Source organism: Wenyingzhuangia sp. 2_MG-2023 (assembly GCF_030548295.1).
Lineage (GTDB): Bacteria > Bacteroidota > Bacteroidia > Flavobacteriales > Flavobacteriaceae > Wenyingzhuangia.
In genome coordinates this window covers 175,154-197,486 of sequence record NZ_JAUOSB010000001.1, presented here as the reverse complement: position 1 = coordinate 197,486, position 22,333 = coordinate 175,154, and the positions used below count along the sequence as shown (strand labels likewise).

At 32.7% G+C, this 22,333-nt stretch carries 13 protein-coding genes; all 13 read left to right on the top strand.

Features of this window, described 5'->3' with window-relative positions:
• The first annotated feature begins 21 nt into the window (after positions 1 to 21).
• The 13 genes from Q4548_RS00680 to Q4548_RS00620 all read left to right on the top strand — a co-directional run bounded on the left by Q4548_RS00680 (position 22) and on the right by Q4548_RS00620 (position 22,322).
• Positions 22 to 1,422: a sulfatase gene (locus Q4548_RS00680; RefSeq protein ID WP_303450211.1), complete on the top strand. Its 1,401-nt coding sequence runs from the start codon at positions 22 to 24 to the stop codon at positions 1,420 to 1,422.
• Positions 1,423 to 1,591: 169 nt separating this feature from the next.
• On the top strand, positions 1,592 to 3,442 hold the full coding sequence (locus Q4548_RS00675; protein ID WP_303450210.1) for a sulfatase-like hydrolase/transferase: 1,851 nt from the start codon (positions 1,592 to 1,594) through the stop codon (positions 3,440 to 3,442).
• Positions 3,443 to 3,448: 6 nt separating this feature from the next.
• Positions 3,449 to 5,131, top strand: a complete 1,683-nt coding sequence (locus Q4548_RS00670) for a sulfatase-like hydrolase/transferase (RefSeq protein ID WP_303450207.1) — start codon at positions 3,449 to 3,451, stop codon at positions 5,129 to 5,131.
• Between the two features lie 245 nt (positions 5,132 to 5,376).
• Positions 5,377 to 8,418 (top strand): glycoside hydrolase family 2 TIM barrel-domain containing protein, encoded by a 3,042-nt coding sequence (locus tag Q4548_RS00665; RefSeq protein ID WP_303450205.1) that lies wholly within the window; start codon positions 5,377 to 5,379, stop codon positions 8,416 to 8,418.
• 12 nt (positions 8,419 to 8,430) lie between these two features.
• The gene (locus Q4548_RS00660; RefSeq protein ID WP_303450203.1) at positions 8,431 to 9,984 is read left to right on the top strand and encodes a sulfatase; all 1,554 of its coding nucleotides are present in this window, start codon (positions 8,431 to 8,433) and stop codon (positions 9,982 to 9,984) included.
• A gap of 10 nt (positions 9,985 to 9,994) precedes the next feature.
• Positions 9,995 to 11,107 carry a glycoside hydrolase family protein gene (locus Q4548_RS00655; protein ID WP_303450201.1) on the top strand — a complete coding sequence of 371 codons (1,113 nt, stop codon included), beginning with the start codon at positions 9,995 to 9,997 and terminating at the stop codon, positions 11,105 to 11,107.
• Between the two features lie 6 nt (positions 11,108 to 11,113).
• A complete protein-coding gene (locus Q4548_RS00650; protein WP_303450199.1) occupies positions 11,114 to 12,868 on the top strand; it encodes a glycoside hydrolase family 2 protein in 1,755 nt (584 codons plus the stop codon).
• Positions 12,869 to 12,893: 25 nt separating this feature from the next.
• Complete coding sequence (locus Q4548_RS00645; RefSeq protein ID WP_303450196.1) at positions 12,894 to 13,808, top strand: hypothetical protein; 915 nt, start codon at positions 12,894 to 12,896, stop codon at positions 13,806 to 13,808.
• A gap of 6 nt (positions 13,809 to 13,814) precedes the next feature.
• On the top strand, positions 13,815 to 15,257 hold the full coding sequence (locus Q4548_RS00640) for a sulfatase (protein ID WP_303450193.1): 1,443 nt from the start codon (positions 13,815 to 13,817) through the stop codon (positions 15,255 to 15,257).
• Positions 15,258 to 15,308: 51 nt separating this feature from the next.
• Positions 15,309 to 16,547: a family 16 glycosylhydrolase gene (locus Q4548_RS00635; protein WP_303450189.1), complete on the top strand. Its 1,239-nt coding sequence runs from the start codon at positions 15,309 to 15,311 to the stop codon at positions 16,545 to 16,547.
• A gap of 225 nt (positions 16,548 to 16,772) precedes the next feature.
• Positions 16,773 to 19,196, top strand: a complete 2,424-nt coding sequence (locus tag Q4548_RS00630; RefSeq protein ID WP_303450186.1) for a hypothetical protein — start codon at positions 16,773 to 16,775, stop codon at positions 19,194 to 19,196.
• A gap of 131 nt (positions 19,197 to 19,327) precedes the next feature.
• Entirely contained in the window at positions 19,328 to 20,752 is a 1,425-nt protein-coding gene (locus Q4548_RS00625; protein WP_303450183.1) for a glycoside hydrolase family 28 protein, read from the top strand.
• Positions 20,753 to 20,765: 13 nt separating this feature from the next.
• Positions 20,766 to 22,322, top strand: a complete 1,557-nt coding sequence (locus Q4548_RS00620; RefSeq protein ID WP_303450181.1) for a sulfatase — start codon at positions 20,766 to 20,768, stop codon at positions 22,320 to 22,322.
• Positions 22,323 to 22,333: the final 11 nt, after the last annotated feature.

Below are 22,333 nucleotides of genomic sequence, written 5' to 3'. Positions count from 1 at the left end.
TAGGTAAAAAATAAATTTAAAATGATCAAAAAAATAAGTACGCTATTGTTTTTAGCAACAGTCTTGGTTGCTACGGCACAAAAAAAGCCCAATGTATTAATCATCTTATCAGATGATCAAGGTTGGGGAGATGTTGGGTTTAACGGAGCTACGGATATTCCTACACCTAATTTAAATCAACTAGCAAAAGAAGGAGTTGTTTTTAGTCAAGGGTATTCATCACACCCATATTGCAGCCCAAGTAGAGCAGGATTGTTAACGGGTAGATATCAACAAAAATTTGGACACGAGAATAATCCAGAAAACACAAAACAAAGTGAAGATACCGTTATTGGTTTGCCTTTAAATGAATTAATGATTTCTGAATTATTACAGCAAAATGACTATCAAACTTGTGCTATAGGAAAATGGCATTTAGGGAATGCCAAAAAGTTTTTACCTAATCAAAGAGGTTTTGATGATTGGTTTGGCTTTAGTGGAGGCGGTTTTAATTATTGGGGAAGAACAATATCTAAAAATAAGGAGTTAGGAGTAATGAGAGATGGGAAATTGGTTCCAGAAAATAAATTGACGTATTTAACCGACGATTTTTCTAACGAAGCAGTAAATTATATAGACAAGTATTCTAAAAACAAAAAACCGTTTTTTATGTATTTAGCATACAATGCTCCACACGCACCTATACAAGCCACTAAAGAATATGTAGACAAAGTAAAGCATATAGAAAATGGAGAAAGAGCGGCTTATGCTGCTATGGTAGTTGGTATGGATGCTGGAATAGGAAAAGTAATTCAGAAACTAAAAGACACCGGAGAGTACGAAAACACTTTAATTATTTTTTATAGCGATAACGGAGGACATTCTCACGGAGCAAGTAGTTATCCATACAGAGGTCATAAAGGAATGTTGTTTGAAGGTGGAATTAGAGAACCTTTCTTAATTTCTTGGCCTAAAAAAGTAAAAGGGAACAGAGTGTATAAAAAGCCAATTATTGCGTTAGATATTTTTCCTACCATTTTATCAGCAGCCAATATAGAGCAACCAACTAGTAAAAAATTAGATGGGGTAGACTTGCTACCAATTCTTACTAAAAAGAATAAAAGTTTAAAAGAAAGACCTATGTATTGGCAATATTCGGGCGGAGAAGGATATGCCGTAAGAGATAAAAATTACAAGTTGATTTATTCTTACTATAAGAAAGAAACCTTTTTGTTTGATATAGATAAGGATGAATACGAAAATCATAACATTGCAGTAAACCATCCTGAAATTGTTGAAAAGTTAAAACAAAAATACATTGCATGGACTAAAGACAATGTAACCCCATTGTGGGAAGATGCTCATTTGTTTAACTGTAATAGAGAAGAAAAAAAGAGAGAAGACATCATTAGAAAAGCCATAGCTGGCGATAAAAACAAATGAATTTAATTTTTTATTCATTATACAAACCCCTAGTAAACACTAGGGGTTTGTTGTTTTAAAAACATAAGTGTTTCAAGTGAACACATATGTGTTGTAGTTCTAAAGACTTGCCATTAAACTTTAAGACTTAAAAAAGTCTTAACTAAGTAAACCAACAAACTAAAAACAAATGAATAAATTTTTCTATGCTTTACTCTTTGTATTCACGGGATTAAATGCACAACAAAACAAACCTAATATTTTATGGATTGTAACAGACGACCATAGAGCAGATGCTATTGAGGCTGTTAACCAGGCTGTTTTAGGGCAAAAAGAAAGTAAGCTAGGCTATGTGAGTTCTCCAAATATTAACAAACTGGCAAAAGAAGGAACGTTGTTTACCAATGCTTATTGCAACTCTCCTGCATGCGCACCTTCTCGTAGTTCTATGATGACAGGTTTGTATCCACATCATAACGGAGTAACAGGTTTTGAACAAGCACACAATAAAGTGTCTATTACCAAACCTATGATGCCACAAGTGTTAAAAGAAATTGGGTATGGAACAGCATTATTTGGTAAATCTGGATATAGAATTTTAGAATGGGACGAAAAGAAAAGTAGGCCTAGTTGGACGGATCCTGGGTACTATGATGTTAATGTAAACTATAAGAATGATTTAATTCTTAAAGGATATGCAGATTTTGATAACAAAGGAAAATTAAAAATAAAAGGAGAAAAACCGTTACAAATAGAAGCTTTTCTGTTTAGCGATGGGTCTAAATTAGAAGTAGTACCAGAAGCTAAAGATGCAGCTCACAAAGAACAGTTTAAAAAGGTCGATAAAAAATTAGATATACTTAGAGCCTATACTCGTAAACAAGAAAATATGATTATTGGAGGTGTAAGTCCAAGACCTGCAGGAGAAACTTTAGATGGATTTATTGTAAAAGAATATCAAAATTATTTAAAGCATCAAAGTAAAGCATATCAAACATTATCGGGTAGAAATGTAAACGGACCTAAAGAAAAACAACCACAATTTGTGAGTTTAAATTTTCATTTACCACATACTCCAGTATTACCTCCTAAAGAATTTAGAGATCAGTTTAAAAACAAAACTTATAAAATTCCATCTTTTGATAAAAAAGAAGAATTAAGCAAATTACCTCCGCAGTTAGTAAAGTTGTATCAAACCATGAAAATTGATGGATTAACAGATGTAGAAAAACAACAAGCAGTTAGAGATTATTATGCTTTTTGTGCTTATGGAGATGCACTGATTGGAAAAGCCATTCAAGATTTTAAAGATTTTAGTAAAAAAAATCATCAAGAATATGTAATTATTTTAACTGTGGGAGATCATGGTTGGCAGTTAGGAGAACAAGGAATAGAAGCTAAATTTGCACCTTACAACACCTCTAACAACGGAGCAATTGTAGTAGCAGGATCCAATACAAAATTGTATCCTAAAAACACAGTAAGTAAAGCTTTTGTAGAATATGTAGACATTTTTACAACTGTGTTAGCTGCGGCTAAAGAAGATATCAATACTAAAAAGCACGAGTATTTAGACGGACAAGATTTAAGTAAAGTTGCTAGAGGAGTAGAAAAAGAAAAAGAATATGTGTTGGGAGAAATGAATCATGTTTACGGACCAAGAGCTTATTTAAGAGGAAAAGATTTTGCTTTTTCTATGCGTATTAAAGAGAAAAACTCAAAACCAGGAAAACAAGTTCCTCCAGGTACAGGATTAGATTGGGCAAGAAATGAAAGTCTAGAAACAGTTGAGGTTGCTTTGTTTGATTTGCGTAATGATCCTGATGAAAGAAATAATGTAGGGTTAAACAAAGACTATAAAAAGCTAACAGAATGGTTTCGTGAAAAATTAACCAATATTGTTTTAGGTGATGGTCGTGTAGAAATAGATTGGAGTAAAAAAGATAGCTACAAGATTAGCAATTTTTCCAAAGGAGCTGATGATAAAAAATTAGACATCCCCTCTATAATAATCCCGTCTATTAAAGAATTTAAAAACTAAAATAAGATGAAAAAAATAAGTGTTTTATTATTGATGATTGCCAACTTAATGGTAGCTCAAAACAAACAAAAGCCTAATGTTATTGTTGTTTTAGCCGATGATATTAGTGCTCGTGAAATGCCTTTGTATAAATCAGATACTTGGAGTCCGCCTACAGGCGGAAATACACAAGATATGAACTACAGAGCTAATACACCTGTGTTAGATAAAATAGCCAATGATGGATTGTATGTAAAAACAGCATGGGCAGCAGTAGTATGTTCTCCTAGTAGAGCTATGATGATGACAGGACGTTATGCACATTTACACAAGTGGTGGGGTAACAAAACCACAGGAAAGTATACAGATGAAAATGGAAAAATAGCAACGTATCCGTTTTACGCAAGCTCCCCTTTAAATATAGGAACGGTTGCTCAAAAAGGAGGATATGCAACTATGTGGGCAGGAAAAACACAAATGCGTAATCCGAATTTAGATAAATATGGGTTTGATGAAGGTGTATTTACTCCAGGAGAATCTTCTCAAGGAGGAGAGAACCCTTACACAGATTTTCAGGTTGAGCTAAAAAAAGTAGACGGTAAAAAACAAGTGATTAACAATGATACAGGAGAAAAAGCAACTACTTATCCACAGTCGGGTTGGTATTGGAAACCTCATGTAATGTTAATGAATCACCCATCTTCTAAAAAAACATTTGAGTGGTGGCCAAACACCAAAGAGGCTAAAAAAGAATATGGTTTAAATACTTACGGACCTGATGTGGAATTGGATTTTATTTTCGATTTTATGGAACGAAAAACTAAAGAAAAGAAACCTTTCTTTGTGTACCATACCACTCATTTAGGACACGATGCATTTGATTTTTTCAATCCACAAACACATACCAAATGGCCAGGAACTCCAAAAATAGAATGGAAAAACGGAAAATACAAAAGAACGGCACCAAATGTAACAGGAGATAAAGGAGTGTACAATACACATGGAACGGTTACAGAACCAGGAATTCACAATCACCTAAATTATTTAGATTATCAAATGTCTTTATATTTGCAAAAATTAAAAGATTTAAAAATTGACAAAAATACGATTGTAATTTTTTGTGCGGACAATGGTACAAGTGGTTATGGTAAAAACAGCGCAGAGTCTCAAAAAGGAACACACGTACCTTTTATTGTGTATGCTCCAGGTTTAGGGTTGACCAAAAAAGGAGAGCAAGATGTATTGGTAAACTTGGCAGATGTATTGCCTACCATAGCAGAAATAACAAATGTCAATATTCCTAAAGATTACGAAATTAACGGAGTTAGTTTGTGGCCTTTTTTAACCACTAAACAAAAAGAACATCGTGATTGGATTTATGGGTACAAAGATGGTTTACAAATTATAAGAAGTAAAAGTTTATTAAAGGATGGATACAATAAATGGTACGATGTAAGTGAAACACCATCAGATTTGATTTCTTTTCCTAAAATTAAAGATGAAAAAAAACTTTCTGAAGTTGCATATAAAGAAAAACAAATGTTGATGAGGGTTTTACCTCAGTTCAATACTTTTAAAACAGCCCAGCACGGACCTTTAACAACTCAGCAAAAAAAGCAAGTTGAAAAACAAGAAGCAATTAAAAAGCAGAAGTTTGAAGAGTTAAAAGCAAAAAAAAGAGCACAGCAGAAAAAGAAGAATAAAAAATAAGTAACATAAAAACCTCTAAAAAAACCTGCAATCTAAGTTGCAGGTTTTTTTATGTGCTTTTCTGTAGATTACAGTTTGTTTAAAGCTATGATTTTCGATAACGTTTCCGTTGAAAAAAAAGGGTTTTTTAATGCTAAAATCTCAAATTTAAACAAGGATTGTTAAGGGAGTAGTATCTTTAATGTACTTAGAAAAAGAAAGACTTCTTTTTAAGATAAAATAACATTCAATTTTAATGAAAAAACATGAGATTTAAATTAATTCCAACAGTGAGTGTCTTAAGAATATGTACCGTAGTTCTTCTGTTTTTAGGAGTGTTACAACTATCAGCTCAACATAAAGAAGAGGATGTAGTTTCTTTAAACGGAACTTGGAAATTTAATACCATTTCTGGTCAAGGATACAATTATCTAAATGTAAAAGCTACTGCTGCTGATATAATTATAGACAATTCAGATACAGAAAAGGTTGGAGTAAAAGGGAACTGGAAATCTAAAAAACAAGGAGCAAGAGAAACTAGTTTTTATAAGGATGATTATTTAGCTAGAAACTTTGTAAAAGGAGAAAGTAAAGACAATTATGTGCGTTTTCGTCCAAACCTAGAAAAATCTGGTTATTATGAAGCCTTTGTAAGATATCCTTTTTCTAGTCACTTAACCTCTCAGTGCAATATAAAACATGCAGGAGAAATAACTACAAAGTATGTTAGTCAGCGTGTTTTTTGTGGAGAATGGATTAGCGTGGGGATTTATCAGTTTGATAAAAAAGATGATAATTATATAGAAATTACGGCAATTACAGACGGACAAGTTGCTGCAGATGCAGTCATGTTAAAGCCTATTTCGGAAGCTTCTTACACAAAAGCTAAAAAAATGCCTAAGCAGATTTATTTACCTTCTTTTAATGATACTGATTGGCACAATTTAAAAGTACCGGGGCATTGGGGAATGATCAATTCTTATTCTAATTATACAGGAATAGGATGGTATCGTAAATCGTTTGATGTACCCTCTAATTGGTCCTCAAAAAATGATGAAAAAATCCGAATTCAATTTGGTGCTGTTTATCATTTGGCTAAGGTGTACTTAAACGGAAAATACATCGGAAAACATCAAGGTGGATTAACTCCTTTTGAGTTTGATGTTACTAATGATGTAAAGTTTGGAGAAAAAAACGTAATTGCTGTAGAAGTAAACAATGCTTTTATTGTTGGAGCTACTTGGAATTGGGGTGGAATTATTAGAGGAGTTCAGCTTAAAAAACAAAAAAACGTTCGCATACAAAATCAATACATACACGCAGAACCAAATTTAGAAAATGGAACAGCAGCAGTAAGTTTAAAAATTAAGATAGAAAACAATTCTAACAGTGTTAGAAAAGTAAATGTATTGTCTAAAATTAAAGAAATTAGAAGTTTAAAGTTAACAGAAAAAGAAGTAGAAATAGCTCCTAATAGTAGTAAAACTATTATGTTAACGGCTAGCTTAAAATCTAAAGATGTAAATTTATGGCATTTTGACAATCCTACTTTATACACGTTACAAACTACTATTACAGAAAATAAATCGGAGTTAGATGCTAAAGTAAACGATTTTGGAATTAGAAAAATTGAAGTAACAGACTCGCAATTACTTTTAAACGGAGAACCTATAAGAACAGGAGGGTTTAATAGAGTTAGTGAAAATCGTTATTACGGATCTTCAGAACCCATAGAAATTTTAGAACGCGATGTAGATTTAATGAAAGAATCGGGAGCCAATTTTATGCGTATCATGCACGGAACGCAAAATGAGGAGTTGATTAAATTATGCGATAGAAAAGGAATTTTGTTGTTTGAAGAAGTAAACGTTCGTGATTTAACAAATCCTGAATTTACAGCTCCAGAATATCCATTAGTCAAATCTTGGTTAAAGGAAATGATGGAAAGAGACAACAATCATCCAAGTATTATTGGTTGGAGTGTAGGGAATGAATTGTCGGATCATTATGATTATGCAAAAAAAATGATGGACTATGTTCGTACAGAATTAGATGAGCATAGACTGGTAACTTGCGTAAGTAATTCAGGACAAAAGAAAGCCTATACAAGAACTACAGACCCTAATACACATGTAGATGTAATTATGCACAACATGTATCGTTGGCAAGGAGAACCTCAAGAAATATTAAATACATTAAGAACAAAATGGCCAAACAAACCCGTTTTTATTTCAGAGTATGGTTTTGATCCGTATCCAACAGCTTCTTTAGACGGAGACAAACCAATTGTATCAGAATGGAATCAGCATTTTAGAGGAAAGAATCAGTTTGTTATCGGTTCATCTATGTGGACGTTTAACGATTATCGAAGTGGATATGCAGGTACTTCTGCCGAAGAAAATAGAGTTTGGGGAGTGGTAAATGTATGGGGACAAAAAAGACGTTTGTTTGATCGTTTTCAAAAAGAAAATAGTCCTATAAAAATATTAAAAGTAGAAGATATTGATCGTTCTAAAAAATCAATTGCAGTAGAAATTACTTCTAAAGAAGCTTCGGATTATCCAAGTTATCAAATCAGCAATTATCAGTTGGTGGCAACTTTTACCAATAAAAAAGGAGAGGTGTTGTACGAGCAAAAAATAAAACTACCTACTATAGAAATAGGTGCTACTTGGAAAGGATGTTTGCGTATAAAAAAGCATTTAGATGCCTACCAGTTAAAAGTAAAAGTGATCAATCCTTTAGGGTACGAAAGAGGAAAAAAAGAAATCTTTTTTACAGTGCCTAATGCTCCTAGTATAGACAATGTAATTGCAGGACAAAATAATGCAAGAGTATATTTTACAAAGGCTGTCGGCGTAAAAGAATACAAAGTAGCTTACAAAGTTAACGGAGGGGCGTATCAATTTACGGAGCCTACTATTTCAAACTTTATAGATGTAGAAAATTTGTCTAAAAACAGTTATACAATCGCTTTAATAGCTCTTAATACTAAAGGAAAAAGTACACTTTCTAAAGAAATTTCTATAGAGTTAATTAACAGCAAATTACCACCTGTGGTGTGGGAATCTTTTATAGATGATAAAAAATTAGTGATAGGATACGCGAGTGATTTTGAAGACGAGGTGTATACCGTAGTTTATGGGTTTGATAAAAACAATTTATCAGAAACATTTACCACCAATGTTAGAGGAATGATGACTGTTGATGTCAATAATCCTATTACCAAACCTTTATATTTTAAAATCAAAAGAATAGTAAAAGGAAAAAGCAGTAGCTGGTCTCCTGTACAAACTGTAAATCCATAAAAAATGAAAAGTATGTTTCAAAAGAATCCTAAATTCTATGTGCTTTCTTTTTTGATTTTTGTTTTTGGAATGACAAAAACATGGGCTCAAAAGAATGTGATTTTAATTCTTTCTGATGATCACGCTTATCAAGCAATTAGTGCGTATAAAGATAGATTTGCAAACATAGCACCTACCCCAAATATTGATAGATTGGCCAACGGAGGAATCCGATTTGACAGAAGTTATGTCGGGAATTCCATTTGTGCTCCATCAAGAGCTACCATTTTAACAGGAAAACACAGTCACAAAAACGGAGTGATAGATTTGGCCACCAAGTTCAATGGTCATCAACAAACCTTGCCAAAACTATTACAAAAAGCAGGATACGAAACCGCTATTGTAGGAAAATGGCACTTAAAAACAGAACCGGTAGGTTTTTCTTATTGGGATGTGTTAATTGGGCAAGGAGATTATTATCATTCCGATTTTAAGAACTCAAAAGGAGTTTACAAAACCGATGGCTATGTAACAGATGTAATTACCAACAAAGCCATCCAGTGGTTAGAAAAAGGAAGAAATACTCAAAAACCATTTATGATGATTGTGGGGAACAAAGCACCACATGCCAATTGGTTGCCACCTGTAAAATATTTAAATACGTTCAAGGATGTAAAAATTCCAGAGCCTAGCAATCTTTTAGATACTTATAAAAATAGAAGTGCTGCTGCTAAGGAAACAGACATGACATTGGCAGAAATGCCTTTAGGATGGTACTGTCAGTTATGGACTCCTAAAAAAGAAAAAGAAGACAGATACTTAGATGAATATTGTTCTTTGTGGAAAAGAGCTTATGGTAGATTAAGCCCTGAAGAAAAAGCAATGATGGATGCTACTTTTAATGCAGAAAACGAAGCCTTTAAAAAAGCAAACTTAGCAGGAGCAGATTTAATGAGATGGAAATACCAACGTACCATGAAAAATTATTTAGCCTGTGTAAAATCGGTAGATGATAATGTGGGTAGGTTGTTAGATTATTTAAAAGCAAATAATTTAGAAGACGATACTTTAATTATTTATGCATCAGATCAAGGATTGTTTTTGGGAGAGCACGGTTGGTACGACAAGCGTTTTATGTACGAGGAAGCTTTTAGAACTCCATTTATTGCCTATTGTCCAAGTGAAATTCCAGCCAATCAAGTGTCTCAAAATTTGGTACAGAATATAGATTATACGCCAACCATTTTAGATTTTGCAAAAACAGAAATTCCAAAAGATATACAAGGAGTTAGTTTAAAACCTTTGATGCAAGGAAAACGATTCAAACAAGATAGAGAAAACTTGTATTATCATTATTACGAATACCCAAGAGGACACAGTATTCAGAAACACGAAGGTGTGGTTTCTAAAGATTTTAAGCTGATTCATTTTTACAAAATAGATCAATGGGAGTTTTTTGATTTAAGAAAAGATCCTAATGAAATGAAAAATGAATACCACAACAAAGCGTATCAAAAAGAAATTAAAAAATTAAAAAAAGCAATCATAAAGTTAAGAGCTACTTACGATGTACCTCAAAACAAATAAACTAAAATAGATGAAAGTTATATACACAGCAATACTTGCCATGTCTTTAATGACAGCATGTAAAACAAACAAATCAGAAAAAGTTACAGCAAAACCTGTAGACTATAAAATTGAATTAGGAAAAGCCTCTAAAAACTCTATTTTTTTAGAAGAAGGAAAAAGTGTTTGGGGAGGAACTTTGGTTAAAGGAGAAGATGGATTGTACCATATGTATTATTCAAGATGGCCAAAAAATATAGGATGGGAATGGGTAAATTACTCAGAAATTGCACATGCAACCGCTACCTCTCCATTTGGACCTTTTACATTTCACGATGTTGCGTTAGCAGATAGAGGACCTCAGTTTTGGGATGGATCTACCACTCACAACCCAACAATTCTTATAATAAAAGGAAAGTACTACTTGTATTACATGGGGAATACTGGAGATAAGAAAATTGTAAGTGTTCCAGGAAAAGCAAAAATTAACTGGGTGCACAGAAATAATCAAAGAATTGGTGTGGCTGTAGCAGACAATCCTAATGGACCTTGGACAAGATTAGATACACCTGTTTTAGATATAAATCATGATGATGAAAATGCTTATGATGCTTTAATGACATCAAATCCATCGGTTTGTGAAATGAAAGATGGAAAAATTTTAATGGTATACAAAGCTGTAGGGAAAAAGAATAAATTACCAGCAGGTGGACCTGTAGTGCACATGGTTGCTATTGCAGATTCTCCAACAGGACCTTTTAAAAAATTCCCAGATCCAATATTTGTTTTTGAAGGAGAACGTTTTCCTGCAGAAGATCCATACATCTGGTATCAAGACGGAAAATATAGAGCTATTGTAAAGAGAATTAAGTTTGAAGGGAAAAAGAGACTTTTTTCTTTAGTACACTATGAGTCTATGGATGGAATTACTTGGGATAAAGCCAAACATTTTGAAGTTTCTGATAAAACAGTGACTTGGGAAGATGGTACTACCACTAAGTTTGATCATTTAGAACGTCCACAAGTGTTTCTAGAAAATGGAGAGCCTGTAGCATTGTTATGTGCAGCAGATACGATTGATGCAAACAATATTCGTCATTCTTTCAATATTCAAATTCCATTAAAAATTACCAAAGAAAAATAAGCAATCATGAAAAAGGTATTTCTATTGTTTAGTATGTCTGTTTTGTTGATGATATCATGTAAAAATGTAAACACATCAACAACTGAAAATTCCTACAAAAAGAAAATTTCTTTAAACGGAAGTTGGCAATTTTTAGCTTCTAATGAGGTAGCTGAAACCAATGTGTTAACTCAAGACTACAAACAATGGGATACACTTAAAGTTCCTGGGAATTGGGACACTAGAAAAAGATATGCAGAATATGTAGGAAAAGGGTATTATCAAAAAAACTTTAAACTACCCACTAATTGGCAAGGAAAACAAGTCCGATTAAAATTTGGTGCTGTTTATCAAACAGCTAAAGTTTGGTTAAATGGGGAGTTTTTAGGAACTCACGTGGGTGGTTATTTACCTTTTGAATTTAATATAACTCAAAAAGTAAAAAAGAAGGAAGTGAATTCTGTAGTTGTAATGGCAGATAATACTATTAAGCGTGGAGCTTGGTGGGCTTGGGGAGGAATTAGTAGAGAGGTTTTTTTAGAAGCTAATGAATCTGTTCGTATGGTTTACCAACATATTGCTTCGGTACCTAATTTTAAAACCAAAGAGGTTGCTTTTTCTATTAAATATAAAATAGAGAACAATGGAAGTTCTTTGGCAAAAGTAGCCATAGCTTTTAGAATTAAAGATGTTGTTAAATTAGAGAATAAGGAGCTAAGCATAAAAGCGGGTGAGGTAAAGGAAACAGTAATTCATTTTACCAAAAAATTATCAGATGTTAAATTGTGGCATTTTGATCATCCCAATTTATATCAGTTAACAAGTGAGTTATTGATAAAGGGTAAACTACAAGATGTAGCTACAGATAATTTTGGAGTTCGAAAATTTGAAGTAATTGGAGAACAATTTTACTTAAACAACCAGCCTGTTCGTATGAATGGAGTTAATCGTGTACACAATCATCCAGATTACGGAAATACAGAACCAGATCATTTAATAACACAAGATTTGTTAGATATTAAATCTTTAGGATGTAATTTTTCTAGATTGATGCATGCCCCTTTATCAAAAAACATCTTAGATTTTTGTGATAAAAATGGATTTTTATTGGTGGAAGAAATTCCAGTTTGGGGAGATCAAGATCCTAATTCTATTCCCAACAATCCATTAACCAAACAATGGATGAAAACAATGATCGAAAGAGACTTTAATCATCCTTCTGTAGTGGCTTGGAGTGTAGGAAACGAATTAAGAAATCCCGAAGGTGCTTGGAGTACTAAAGCCTTAACAGCTGATCAATATGGCTATGTAGATAGTATGTTAGATTATGTGGCTGAGTTAGATACTACTCGTTTAAAAACTTACGTAACTATTACTTCTTACAGAAAAGGAGAAATAGGAACAGAACCCTATGAAAAAGTAGATTTTATATCTATGAACAGTTATGGAAATGCTCCCGTATTGGCAGAAAAAACACATAAGAAGTTTCCCGGTAAACCCATTTTTATTTCAGAAATAGGCATAGGTCAAATAGGGCCAGCACCAGAAGGGGGCTTGAGTGATAGATTAGTAGGTTATTTAAAAGAGTTGAAAAAATACCCCTATGTAACAGGAGTTTCATTGTGGAGTTATAATGATTATAGAAGTAATTACAAAGGAACTCCAGAATCTGGATTTAGAGAGTGGGGGATTGTAAGTGAAACAAGAGAAAAGAAAAAAGCTTACCAACAACTGAAAGATGTTTATGAAGATTGGGAAGTGAAAGAAAAAATTAAACCATAAAGATGAAACGAATTATACAAATTACATGCACCGTATTTTTTTTTGTGTAGCACATTTAAATGCGCAAGATATTCCTAATGATCTAAAAGAGGTGTATCAGGCTGAGCCTAGTAAAAAGCATTCTGATGAGTTTAATGGAAACAGAAAAAACAATTCTTTTAATACTAAGAAGTGGCATTATAGACAACCCAAACCATGGAGAAAAGGTTTGGCTGTAGGTCAGGAATTTGTTGAAGAGAAAGATGGAAAATTAATCTGTTATGGACGTAAAGACAAAAAGAAAGCAGGAGGAATTGTTTCTAATGATTATTTCCAATATGGCTTTTATGCTTTTAGATGGAAGACTACAGGAATTCACGAAGAGGGGAAAAATGTTTGGCATCCTTCTGTTTGGGGTTCTTTAGACGATACCAAAAAAGGGAAAGTTCCAGGGACTTATGAAAAAGGTATGAGTTGGATGGAAATAGACATTATGGAATTTTCTACATGGAAAGCTTCAAGAACAGACTGGAACGCAGATGCACCTGCATATATTTGGGTAGACTCTATTCAGAAACGAGCTAAAGTAAATAAGCTAGGAAAAAAGTTTGGTTGGAAAAAAGCCATGATGACCGATGGTAAAAAAGATAAATACAAAGGTAAAGTTATAGGAAGTCATAGTTTTGATGAATGGCAAACATTAGGAATGGAGTACCATCCTGAGTATTTGCAATTATGGCAAATTGATAATGGCGAGTGGGTTAAAATAGGACACAGAGTTGTATTTACAAATAACGATGTAAAACCCTCTTTAAGAACAGTTCCTAAAAAGGCAGTAAAACCATTGTATTGGTACATAGGAAACTTATTCATGCCTCAAGGAAAAACAAAAGTAACAGAAGATCAAATTACCGATTGTACGTTTTTAGTAGATTGGTTTCACTTTCATAAATTAAAATAGTATAGAATGAATAAATTAAGGATTTTAGGTTTTTTATTCTTTGTTGTAGTTCAATTTGTACAAGCACAAGATAAACCGCTAAATATTGTTTGGATAAATGCTGATGATTTAGGAAGAGAATTATCTTGCTACGGACATCCTGTAGTGCAGACACCTAATATTGATGGTTTGGCAGAACAAGGAGTTTTGTATATCAATGCTTATGCCAATGCTCCTGTTTGTTCTGCAAGTAGATCGTCTCAAATTACAGGAATGTATCCTACAGCCATAAATTCGTTAGATCACAGAACTTTAAATATGACAACTCTGCCTGATGGCATACAACCTATTACTGAGTTTTTTAAAAAAGCTGGTTATTTTGTAACCAATGGAAATGGATTGAATTTATTAAAAAGTGGAGGTAAAAAAGATTACAATTTTATTCCAAGTATTAAGTACGATGGAACAGATTGGAATCAAAGAAAGCAAGGACAGCCCTTTTTTGCTCAAGTTCAAATAAAATACCCTCATAGAATATTTTCTAGAGATGAAAAGAATCCTATTAATCCAGATGATGTTAGACTACCTGCTTGTTATCCAGATTATCCATTGTTAAGAGCAGATTGGGCTTTGTATTTAGAGTCTGTTCAGCATTGTGATGCTATTGTAGGGCAAATTTTAAAAAAATTAGAAGCAGATGGATTGGCAGAGAATACGATTGTATTCTTTTTTGGAGACCACGGTCGTCCTCATTTAAGAGATAAGCAGTTTTTATACGAAGGAGGATTGCAGATTCCTTTAATTATAAGATGGCCAAATCAATTAAAACCCAATAAAAAAGACAAACGTTTGGTCAGTTTGGTAGATGTAGCAGCTACTAGTTTGGCTATATCAGGTATTAAAACTCCGTATAAATTACACGGTAAAGTGTTCTTAGGAAATAACATAGAAAAACGTACATATATCTATGGATTTAGACAACGTACAGGAGATGCCGTAGAAAATATGAGAAGTATTACCGATGGTCGTTACAAATTAATTTGGAATAGAACGTATGACAGACCATGGATGCAGTTAACGAGTTATAAAAAATTACAATATCCTGCTTTTGCATTGTATCATTATTTATATAGTAAAGGAGCATTAAAAGCTCCGTACAATCAGTTTATGGCAGCAACAAAGCCAGAGTTTGAATTGTTCGATTTGAAAAAAGATCCTATGGAATTTAAAAATTTGGCAGGAAAAAAAGCTTGTAAAAAAGTTCAAGAAAGATTGTTTCAAACCCTATCATCAAACTTAAAAATCTATGAAAAAAATATGATTTTTGAAGATGAGCCAACCATTGCTAAAGCCAAACAAGGTTCTAAAATTTATTATAAAAAAGCATCGGAACAACAAAAACCAGAAGTTTCTGTAGAAGCTTCTTATGAAGAAATAGTAAAAGATTGGGAAAAAAGACTTTTACAGTAAATCAATTAATTTTTGAATGATCATAAATAAACAACATAAAATATAACAAAGATGAAGTATATCGTACTATGCATAGGAATTGCTCTTTTTGGAGTTAAAGTAAAAGCTCAAGAAAAAAGCACGTTTGATTATTCCAAGTGGGAATTAAAATGGGAAGATAATTTTGATTATAAAAACAGTCAATTAGATGATAATTGGATTTCTGCCAATCATCCTAGTAAAAATTTATACTGTAGCCGATGGCGAGAAAACGTAGATGTAGTAGATGGTGTAATGCATTTAAATATTAAAAAAGAAAAAAGAGGGGGGCAAGATTGGACTGCTGGAAGTATCTGGACACGCAAACAATTTAAATACGGCTATTTTGAATGCCGCTATAAATATGCTGGAGGAGAAGCGACAAATAATTCTTTTTGGTTAATGACCAGAGGAGGAGAGCCTACGGAAGGTAAAAAATTTGAAATTGATATCAACGAAGGACATTATCCTAACGAAGTAAGTACCAACATCCACAATTGGTCAGACTTTACCTTATTACCTAATGGAAAAAAAACACACCCAAGTTATAATGAAATGTTCTTTTTTGGAACCAAACCTGACTATTCTATTCAATTAGAAATTCCTGTTGAAACTAAAAAAATTCGTTTTACCTCTAAAAATAGCTCAAGGTTTAACATGGGAGAATTTAGAGTGTATGGAGTAAACGAGTCAGGAGAATATCCAACGGTATTGTCACAAACAGCAGATAGTGACATTGATGGTTTGGTAAACTATGCAAGAGCTAATAACGCCACAATTACTTCTAGCGGTTCGTATAAAGGAAATTCGTCAGAAAATAAATTGATAGACGGAAACCCTTTTACTTCTTGGAGCACTCAGCAAGAGGGAGATAAATGGGTAGAGTTCACTTGGGATCAATCTATAACTGTTGGTTGTATTCAGTTTACAAACGGATGGAGAGATCAAAGTAAAACATGGCACAGCTTAGTAAGCAATTACAAAATTCAATATTTAAAAGATGGAGAATGGAGAGATATTTCTGTTTTAGATGCCAGTAAAGAGAATGATTTTTCTGAGGAATATCATACCTACGGATTGGAGTGGGATGAAAATGAATTGGTGTTTTATTTTGATGGTAAAGAATTAAGAAGAACTAAAAATGATTTTTGTTATAGTGAAGCTCCTATCTTTTTAAGCTTAGCTCTTATTAAATGGCACGGAGTGTTAAAAGATGATTTGAATGGTAAAAGTATGAAGGTTGATTATGTAAAATATTATCAGAAAAAATAATATAATATTTATAGAGAATAGGTTAAGGAGTTAGATAATTACCTTTTTAAAACAGATGTTTTATGTTTAAGTTCATAAAATATCTGTTTTTATTTTTAATCATATCAACTACATTTAAAATCATATAGAACAATAAAAACAATTGTATCTATATAGTTTTAGGACTATCAAATTTAACTTCAGTTTGTTGATTTTTAGCAAACTGAAGTTTTTTAAATTATAGTTGTGATTAAATTTAAAACATTTTTAGCCGTTCTTTTTTGTACAGTATTTATTCCTGTAGCAAATGCACAAATTGTATTACTAGGAGACAATGCTCCTTATGCCAATGTAAACGACGGAGACTTTACCACCGTACGAGGGTATTGGAGACAAGCCAAACAATCTCCTTTTTGGACAACAAAAGTTTTAAAAGGAAAAGAAAAAATGGGATTGCATTTTGGTTCGTTGTTCAGTATGAATGAACTAGGAGTGGCGGAATCTAAAATTTTAAACACAAACCCAAAATATCAACAAGCTAAAAGAGGAGATATTATTGAATGGGAATTTGGAGCTGATTTAGAGTATGTAAGCAAAGGGACTATTTCTTTAAGTCTTGTTTTTGGTGATACTGAAAGAATTTTAGCAGAAAAAGTAAAACTAATAGGATCAGACAAAACCATTGAACATTTTAAAGGAACGTATGTGGTTAGTAAAGAAGATGCTAAAGCTGGTTTACCCTTTGTAAGAGCAACATTTTATTCAGAACAAGGTGTAAAGGTCTATTTACACTATGTAAATATTAAAATTGCCGATACAAAAAACAAAGTACTAGTATTAAAAGCTAATTTGGTGAAAAATGGGGTAGCGTTAAAGTGGAATACTTTTAAAAATGCTATTTATAAAATTTATAGAAGTCCTATAAACAAAGTAGCTTATCAGCAAATTGGAGAAACTCAAAATAATTCTTTTGTAGATACCCGTTTAATTACAGGTTTTCCTTATAATTATGTAGTAACATATATTCAAAAAGGAGTAGAATCAATAGGTTCTAACAAAGTTAAAATAGCAAAAAAAGATACCATTGCTCCTGATGCTCCACTAGGTTTAAAATCAGAAATTTTTGATACTGAAATTAAATTGTTTTGGAATAAAAATACAGATAAAGACATTGCTTCTTATTCTCTTTTTAGAGGAGATGCTAATGGAAATCACATGAGAGAAATTGCTCATGACTTAAAAAAGGATCATTATTTAGATTTCACCCCATTAAAAGAAACAGACAATACTTATCAGGTTTATGCTTATGATTATAGTGGGAATAGAAGCAAAGCATCTAAAGTTATTCAATGTCGTGTAAAAACTGTTTTAGGAACATCTTTTAGCGATTTAATAGTACCAATGCCTATTCATAAATCTTTAAGTTCTAATCTATGGGGAGCCAAAGGAGTGTTGCCTAGAGATCCTGATAATGGTATAGAAGCGGTAGATTGGACATACTGGGGAGGAAGACCTGTGTACGATAAAGATGGAAAATATCATATGAATATTACGCGTTGGCCTGCCAATGCCATTAAAGGACATTGGGAGTGGCCAAATTCTACAGTAGCTCATGTAGTTGCAGATCAACCTACAGGACCCTATAAAGTTAAAAAAGAGTTGGTGTATTCTTTTGCTGATGGAAAAGGACATAATCCAGACATTATTTTGTTGAATGATGGTACTTACATGATGTATTCTTTAATTAATTGGGAAGCTAATTTGTTTACTTCTAAGTCCATGAGTGGTCCTTGGAAAAGATTAGGAATTATGGAGGTTGATTTGTCAACTTCTTTAGAAAAGCCAAATTTAAATTATAGATATTATAGAAATTTATCAGGAGTTCAATTATATGATGGACGATTTTTATTTGTAACTAAAGGAGGTGGAATGATGGTTAGTCAGGATAAAAATCCATTAGGACCTTATAAAGCTTTAACTGTGGGGGTACGAGGAAATAAAATTATTCCAGAAAAATATAGAAACTCTAATTATGAAGATCCTGTTTTGTGGAAAGATGAGGTTCAATATCATATGATGATTAATGCTTTTTTAGATTATAGAGCTATTTATTTAAGATCTCCAGATGGAATTCATTGGAAGTTTAATTCAGGTACAGCCTACACACCCGATAATACTTCTTATGTAGATGGTACTAGAACGCATTGGTACAAATTAGAAAGACCACATGTGTTACAAGACCAGTTTGGTAGAGCTACACATTTATCTTTAGCAGTGATAGATGTGCCTAAAGAAGATGATTTGGCAAAAGACAATCACAATTCTAAAAACATTGTAATCCCGTTAGTGATTCCAAAAAGAATTACAATGTTAAATAAAACACAAGTTGATAGTACCACTAAAAACATTAAAATTCTAATCCGTTCAGAAAAAGGATTCAATGCTCAAATAGATATCAATGTAAATTCATTACGCTTTGGAGCTACCGAAGAGGTAGATTTTGGAAGAGGATGTAAAGTGATCAAAACAAAGAAAAAAGGAAAAGATTTAATTGTTGAATTTGATGGCTTAGGAAACGGAATTACAGAAAATAATTTTGTTGGAAAATTATTAGGAAAAACAATAAAAGGGGACTTGTTAATTGGGTATTCCAAGTTGAAAGCTCAATAAATTCGGGATTTGTATAAATAAAATAAACCATTAGTAGTATATTTAAAAACATACGTGTGACTTATAATTCTTCTTTTTGAATATTTTTGTGTGCGCACACGTAGTGGTGTTTTATCTAAAAAAAAAACAAAATGATACAGAGAATACTAAAAGGATTGATGATTGTTTTATCCGTAATAATTTCATCATGTCAACAACAAAAAAGTTGGAATGTAAAAGATTATGGAGCAGTAGATGATCATGCAACAGTTAATACAACTGCCATTCAAAAAACAATTGATGAATGTGCCAAAGCAGGTGGAGGAACGGTATTAATTGATGGAGATGTATTCGTGTCGGGAACTTTATTGTTAAAAGACAATGTTGATTTAAAAATCACAGAAAATACAACTTTGTTAGGAAGTATCAATCCTAATGATTATCCAATTGTAGAGCCTTTTGTAGATGCTACAGGGCAATTTAGAGGACAATGTTTTATTGGTGCTATTGATGTAAAGAATGTATCTATTACAGGAAAAGGGACTATTGATGGTCACGGAAAAATGTTAGCTCCAAACAAAGTAAAAGAAACTTTAAAAAGATTAGGAATAGAACAGGAAAAGCCTGATTTAACTGGCTTGGTATCTAAGACCAATAATTATGTAAATAATAACATTCGTTTGTCTAACAGACCTTTTTTGGTAAGAATGGTAAGATCAGAAAATGTAAAGTTGCAAGATATTCATTTACGTCAACCTGCAGCTTGGACCTTACATTTTTTAGAATGTAATAATTTTGTGGTAGATGGAATCTCTATTTACAGCCATGCTAACAGAAATAATGATGCTATTGATATTGATTCAAGTACAAACGGAGTTATTAAAAATTGTGATATAGATTCAGGAGATGATGCTATTTGTTTTAAATCTACCAGCCCTAAACCGACAACAGATGTAGAAGTGTATGATTGTAAAATTAAGAGTGAATGGGGTGCTATTAAATTTGGAACAGAGTCTATGGGAGATTTTAAAAACATTACCGTTAGAGATTGTTTTGTACACGATACTAGAGGTGGTGGAATTAAAATTTTAAGTGCCGATGGAGCTAATGCAGAAAATATATTGATAGAGAATATTAAAATGGAGAATGTAGAGATGCCTATTTTTATTCGCTTGTGCGAACGTAGATTGGTGTACAGAAATGCAGATAGAAAACCTACAGGAAGCATTACCAATGTAGTTATTAGAAATATTGATGCTACGGTTAGAGAGCTTAAAGATTGTAGATTAGCAGCAACAACAGGTTTGTTTTTTTCAGGGACACCAAATCATAAATTAGGAAAAATTAGCTTAGAGAATATCAATATTACTTTACCTGGAGGAGGAACAGCAGAACATGCAAAAACAGTAGTTCCAGAAAACGAAACTCAGTACCCTGAGTTTACGATGTTGGGTATTACACCTTCCTATGGTTTGTATGCAAGGCATATTGAGAATTTAAAAACCAAAAACATCGTGTTTAACTTAAAGTCTGAAGATAAGAGAGAAGAAGTTGTGATGATAGATGTAAATAACTAATTCTTTTTAGATAATGATTTTTTATAGAAAGTTAATGATTGCAGGACTTGTAATACTTTTAAGTTTTACAGTAGTGGCTCAAAAAAGTAAAAAAAGACCAAATATATTATTCGCCATTTGTGACGATGTATCTTATTTACATATGAGTTTTGGAGGTAGTAAATTTGTAAACACTCCAACTTTTGATAAAATAGCCAAAGAAGGAATCTGTTTTTCTAATTTTTATGTGGCATCTCCAGGTTGTGCACCTTCTAGAGGTTCTATTGTTACAGGTAGGTATCCTTGGCAAAATGAACAATCTGGACAACACGGTTCTTCTTGGATGAAAAAATATGTGCCATTGGCTGATGAATTACAAGCCAATGGATATAAAGTAGGAATGACAGGAAAAGGAGTGTCTCCATTTCGATATGCAAAAAACAAATCAGAAGAAACTCTTTGGCGAAAAGAAAATGCTGCAGGTCCTGAATACAATAAAATTCATTACAGTAAAGAACATGATGAACGAACTACAACTAAAATAAGTTCTAAAAATTACTTTGAGAATTTTAAAATTTTTATGAAGGACAAAAAAGAACATCAACCTTTCTTTTTTTGGTACGGAGCACACGAAGCACATAGAGGATATGAAAAGGGTTCTTGGAAAAGAACTAATAAACAGTTAAAAGATGTAACCGTACCCGCTTTTTTACCAGACAATGGAGTAGTAAGAGGAGATTTGTTAGATTATGCTGTAGAAATTGAATGGTTTGATGCTCAGTTACAAAGAATGCTAACCTATTTAAAAAGTAAAGGAGAATTAGAAAATACCATTGTGATTGTAACAGCAGACAACGGAATGCCTTTTCCTCGAGCCAAAGCTAATTGTTACAATTATGGAGTACATGTACCTTTCGTAGTAAGTTATCCTAAAGAATTTCAGAAAAATAAAACCATAAAAACTCCTTTAGGAGCTGTAGATTTAGCTCCTACTATTTTAGAAATAACCCAAACAACACCTACTAAAATGCAATCTATTACGGGAAGTAGTTTTTTAAAGGTCTTAAAAGGAGAAAAGGAATTAAATACAAATAATGCTGTGTTTTCTGGAAGAGAAAGACATACTTCTGCTAGGTATAATAACCTTGGGTATCCGCAACGTAGTATCCGTAAAAAAGAGTATTTATTGATTTGGAACATTAGTCCAGAAAGATGGCCTGCGGGTGCTCCTGTTAGCTACAAATCTAAAGAAGATAAAAAACTTATTAAAAATGTATTTGCAGATATTGATGGTTCTCCCACAAAAAGTTATATCCTTAAAAACAAAGAGGCTGATGAGGTGAGTTACTATTTTGATATTTCTTGTGACAAACGTCCAGAGTTTGAATTGTACAACCTAGAAAAAGATAGCTCTTGCTTAACTAATTTATCAGAAACAAAAGAATATCAGCATGTAGAGATAGCTTTAAAACAAGAATTAATGCAAGAACTCATTAAAACAAAAGATCCTAGAGTTGTGGGGCCAAATAAAGAAGTTTTTGATAGCTACAAACGTTATTCTTCTATGAGGTATTTTCCAAAGGTCAATTAAGCAGCCTAAAA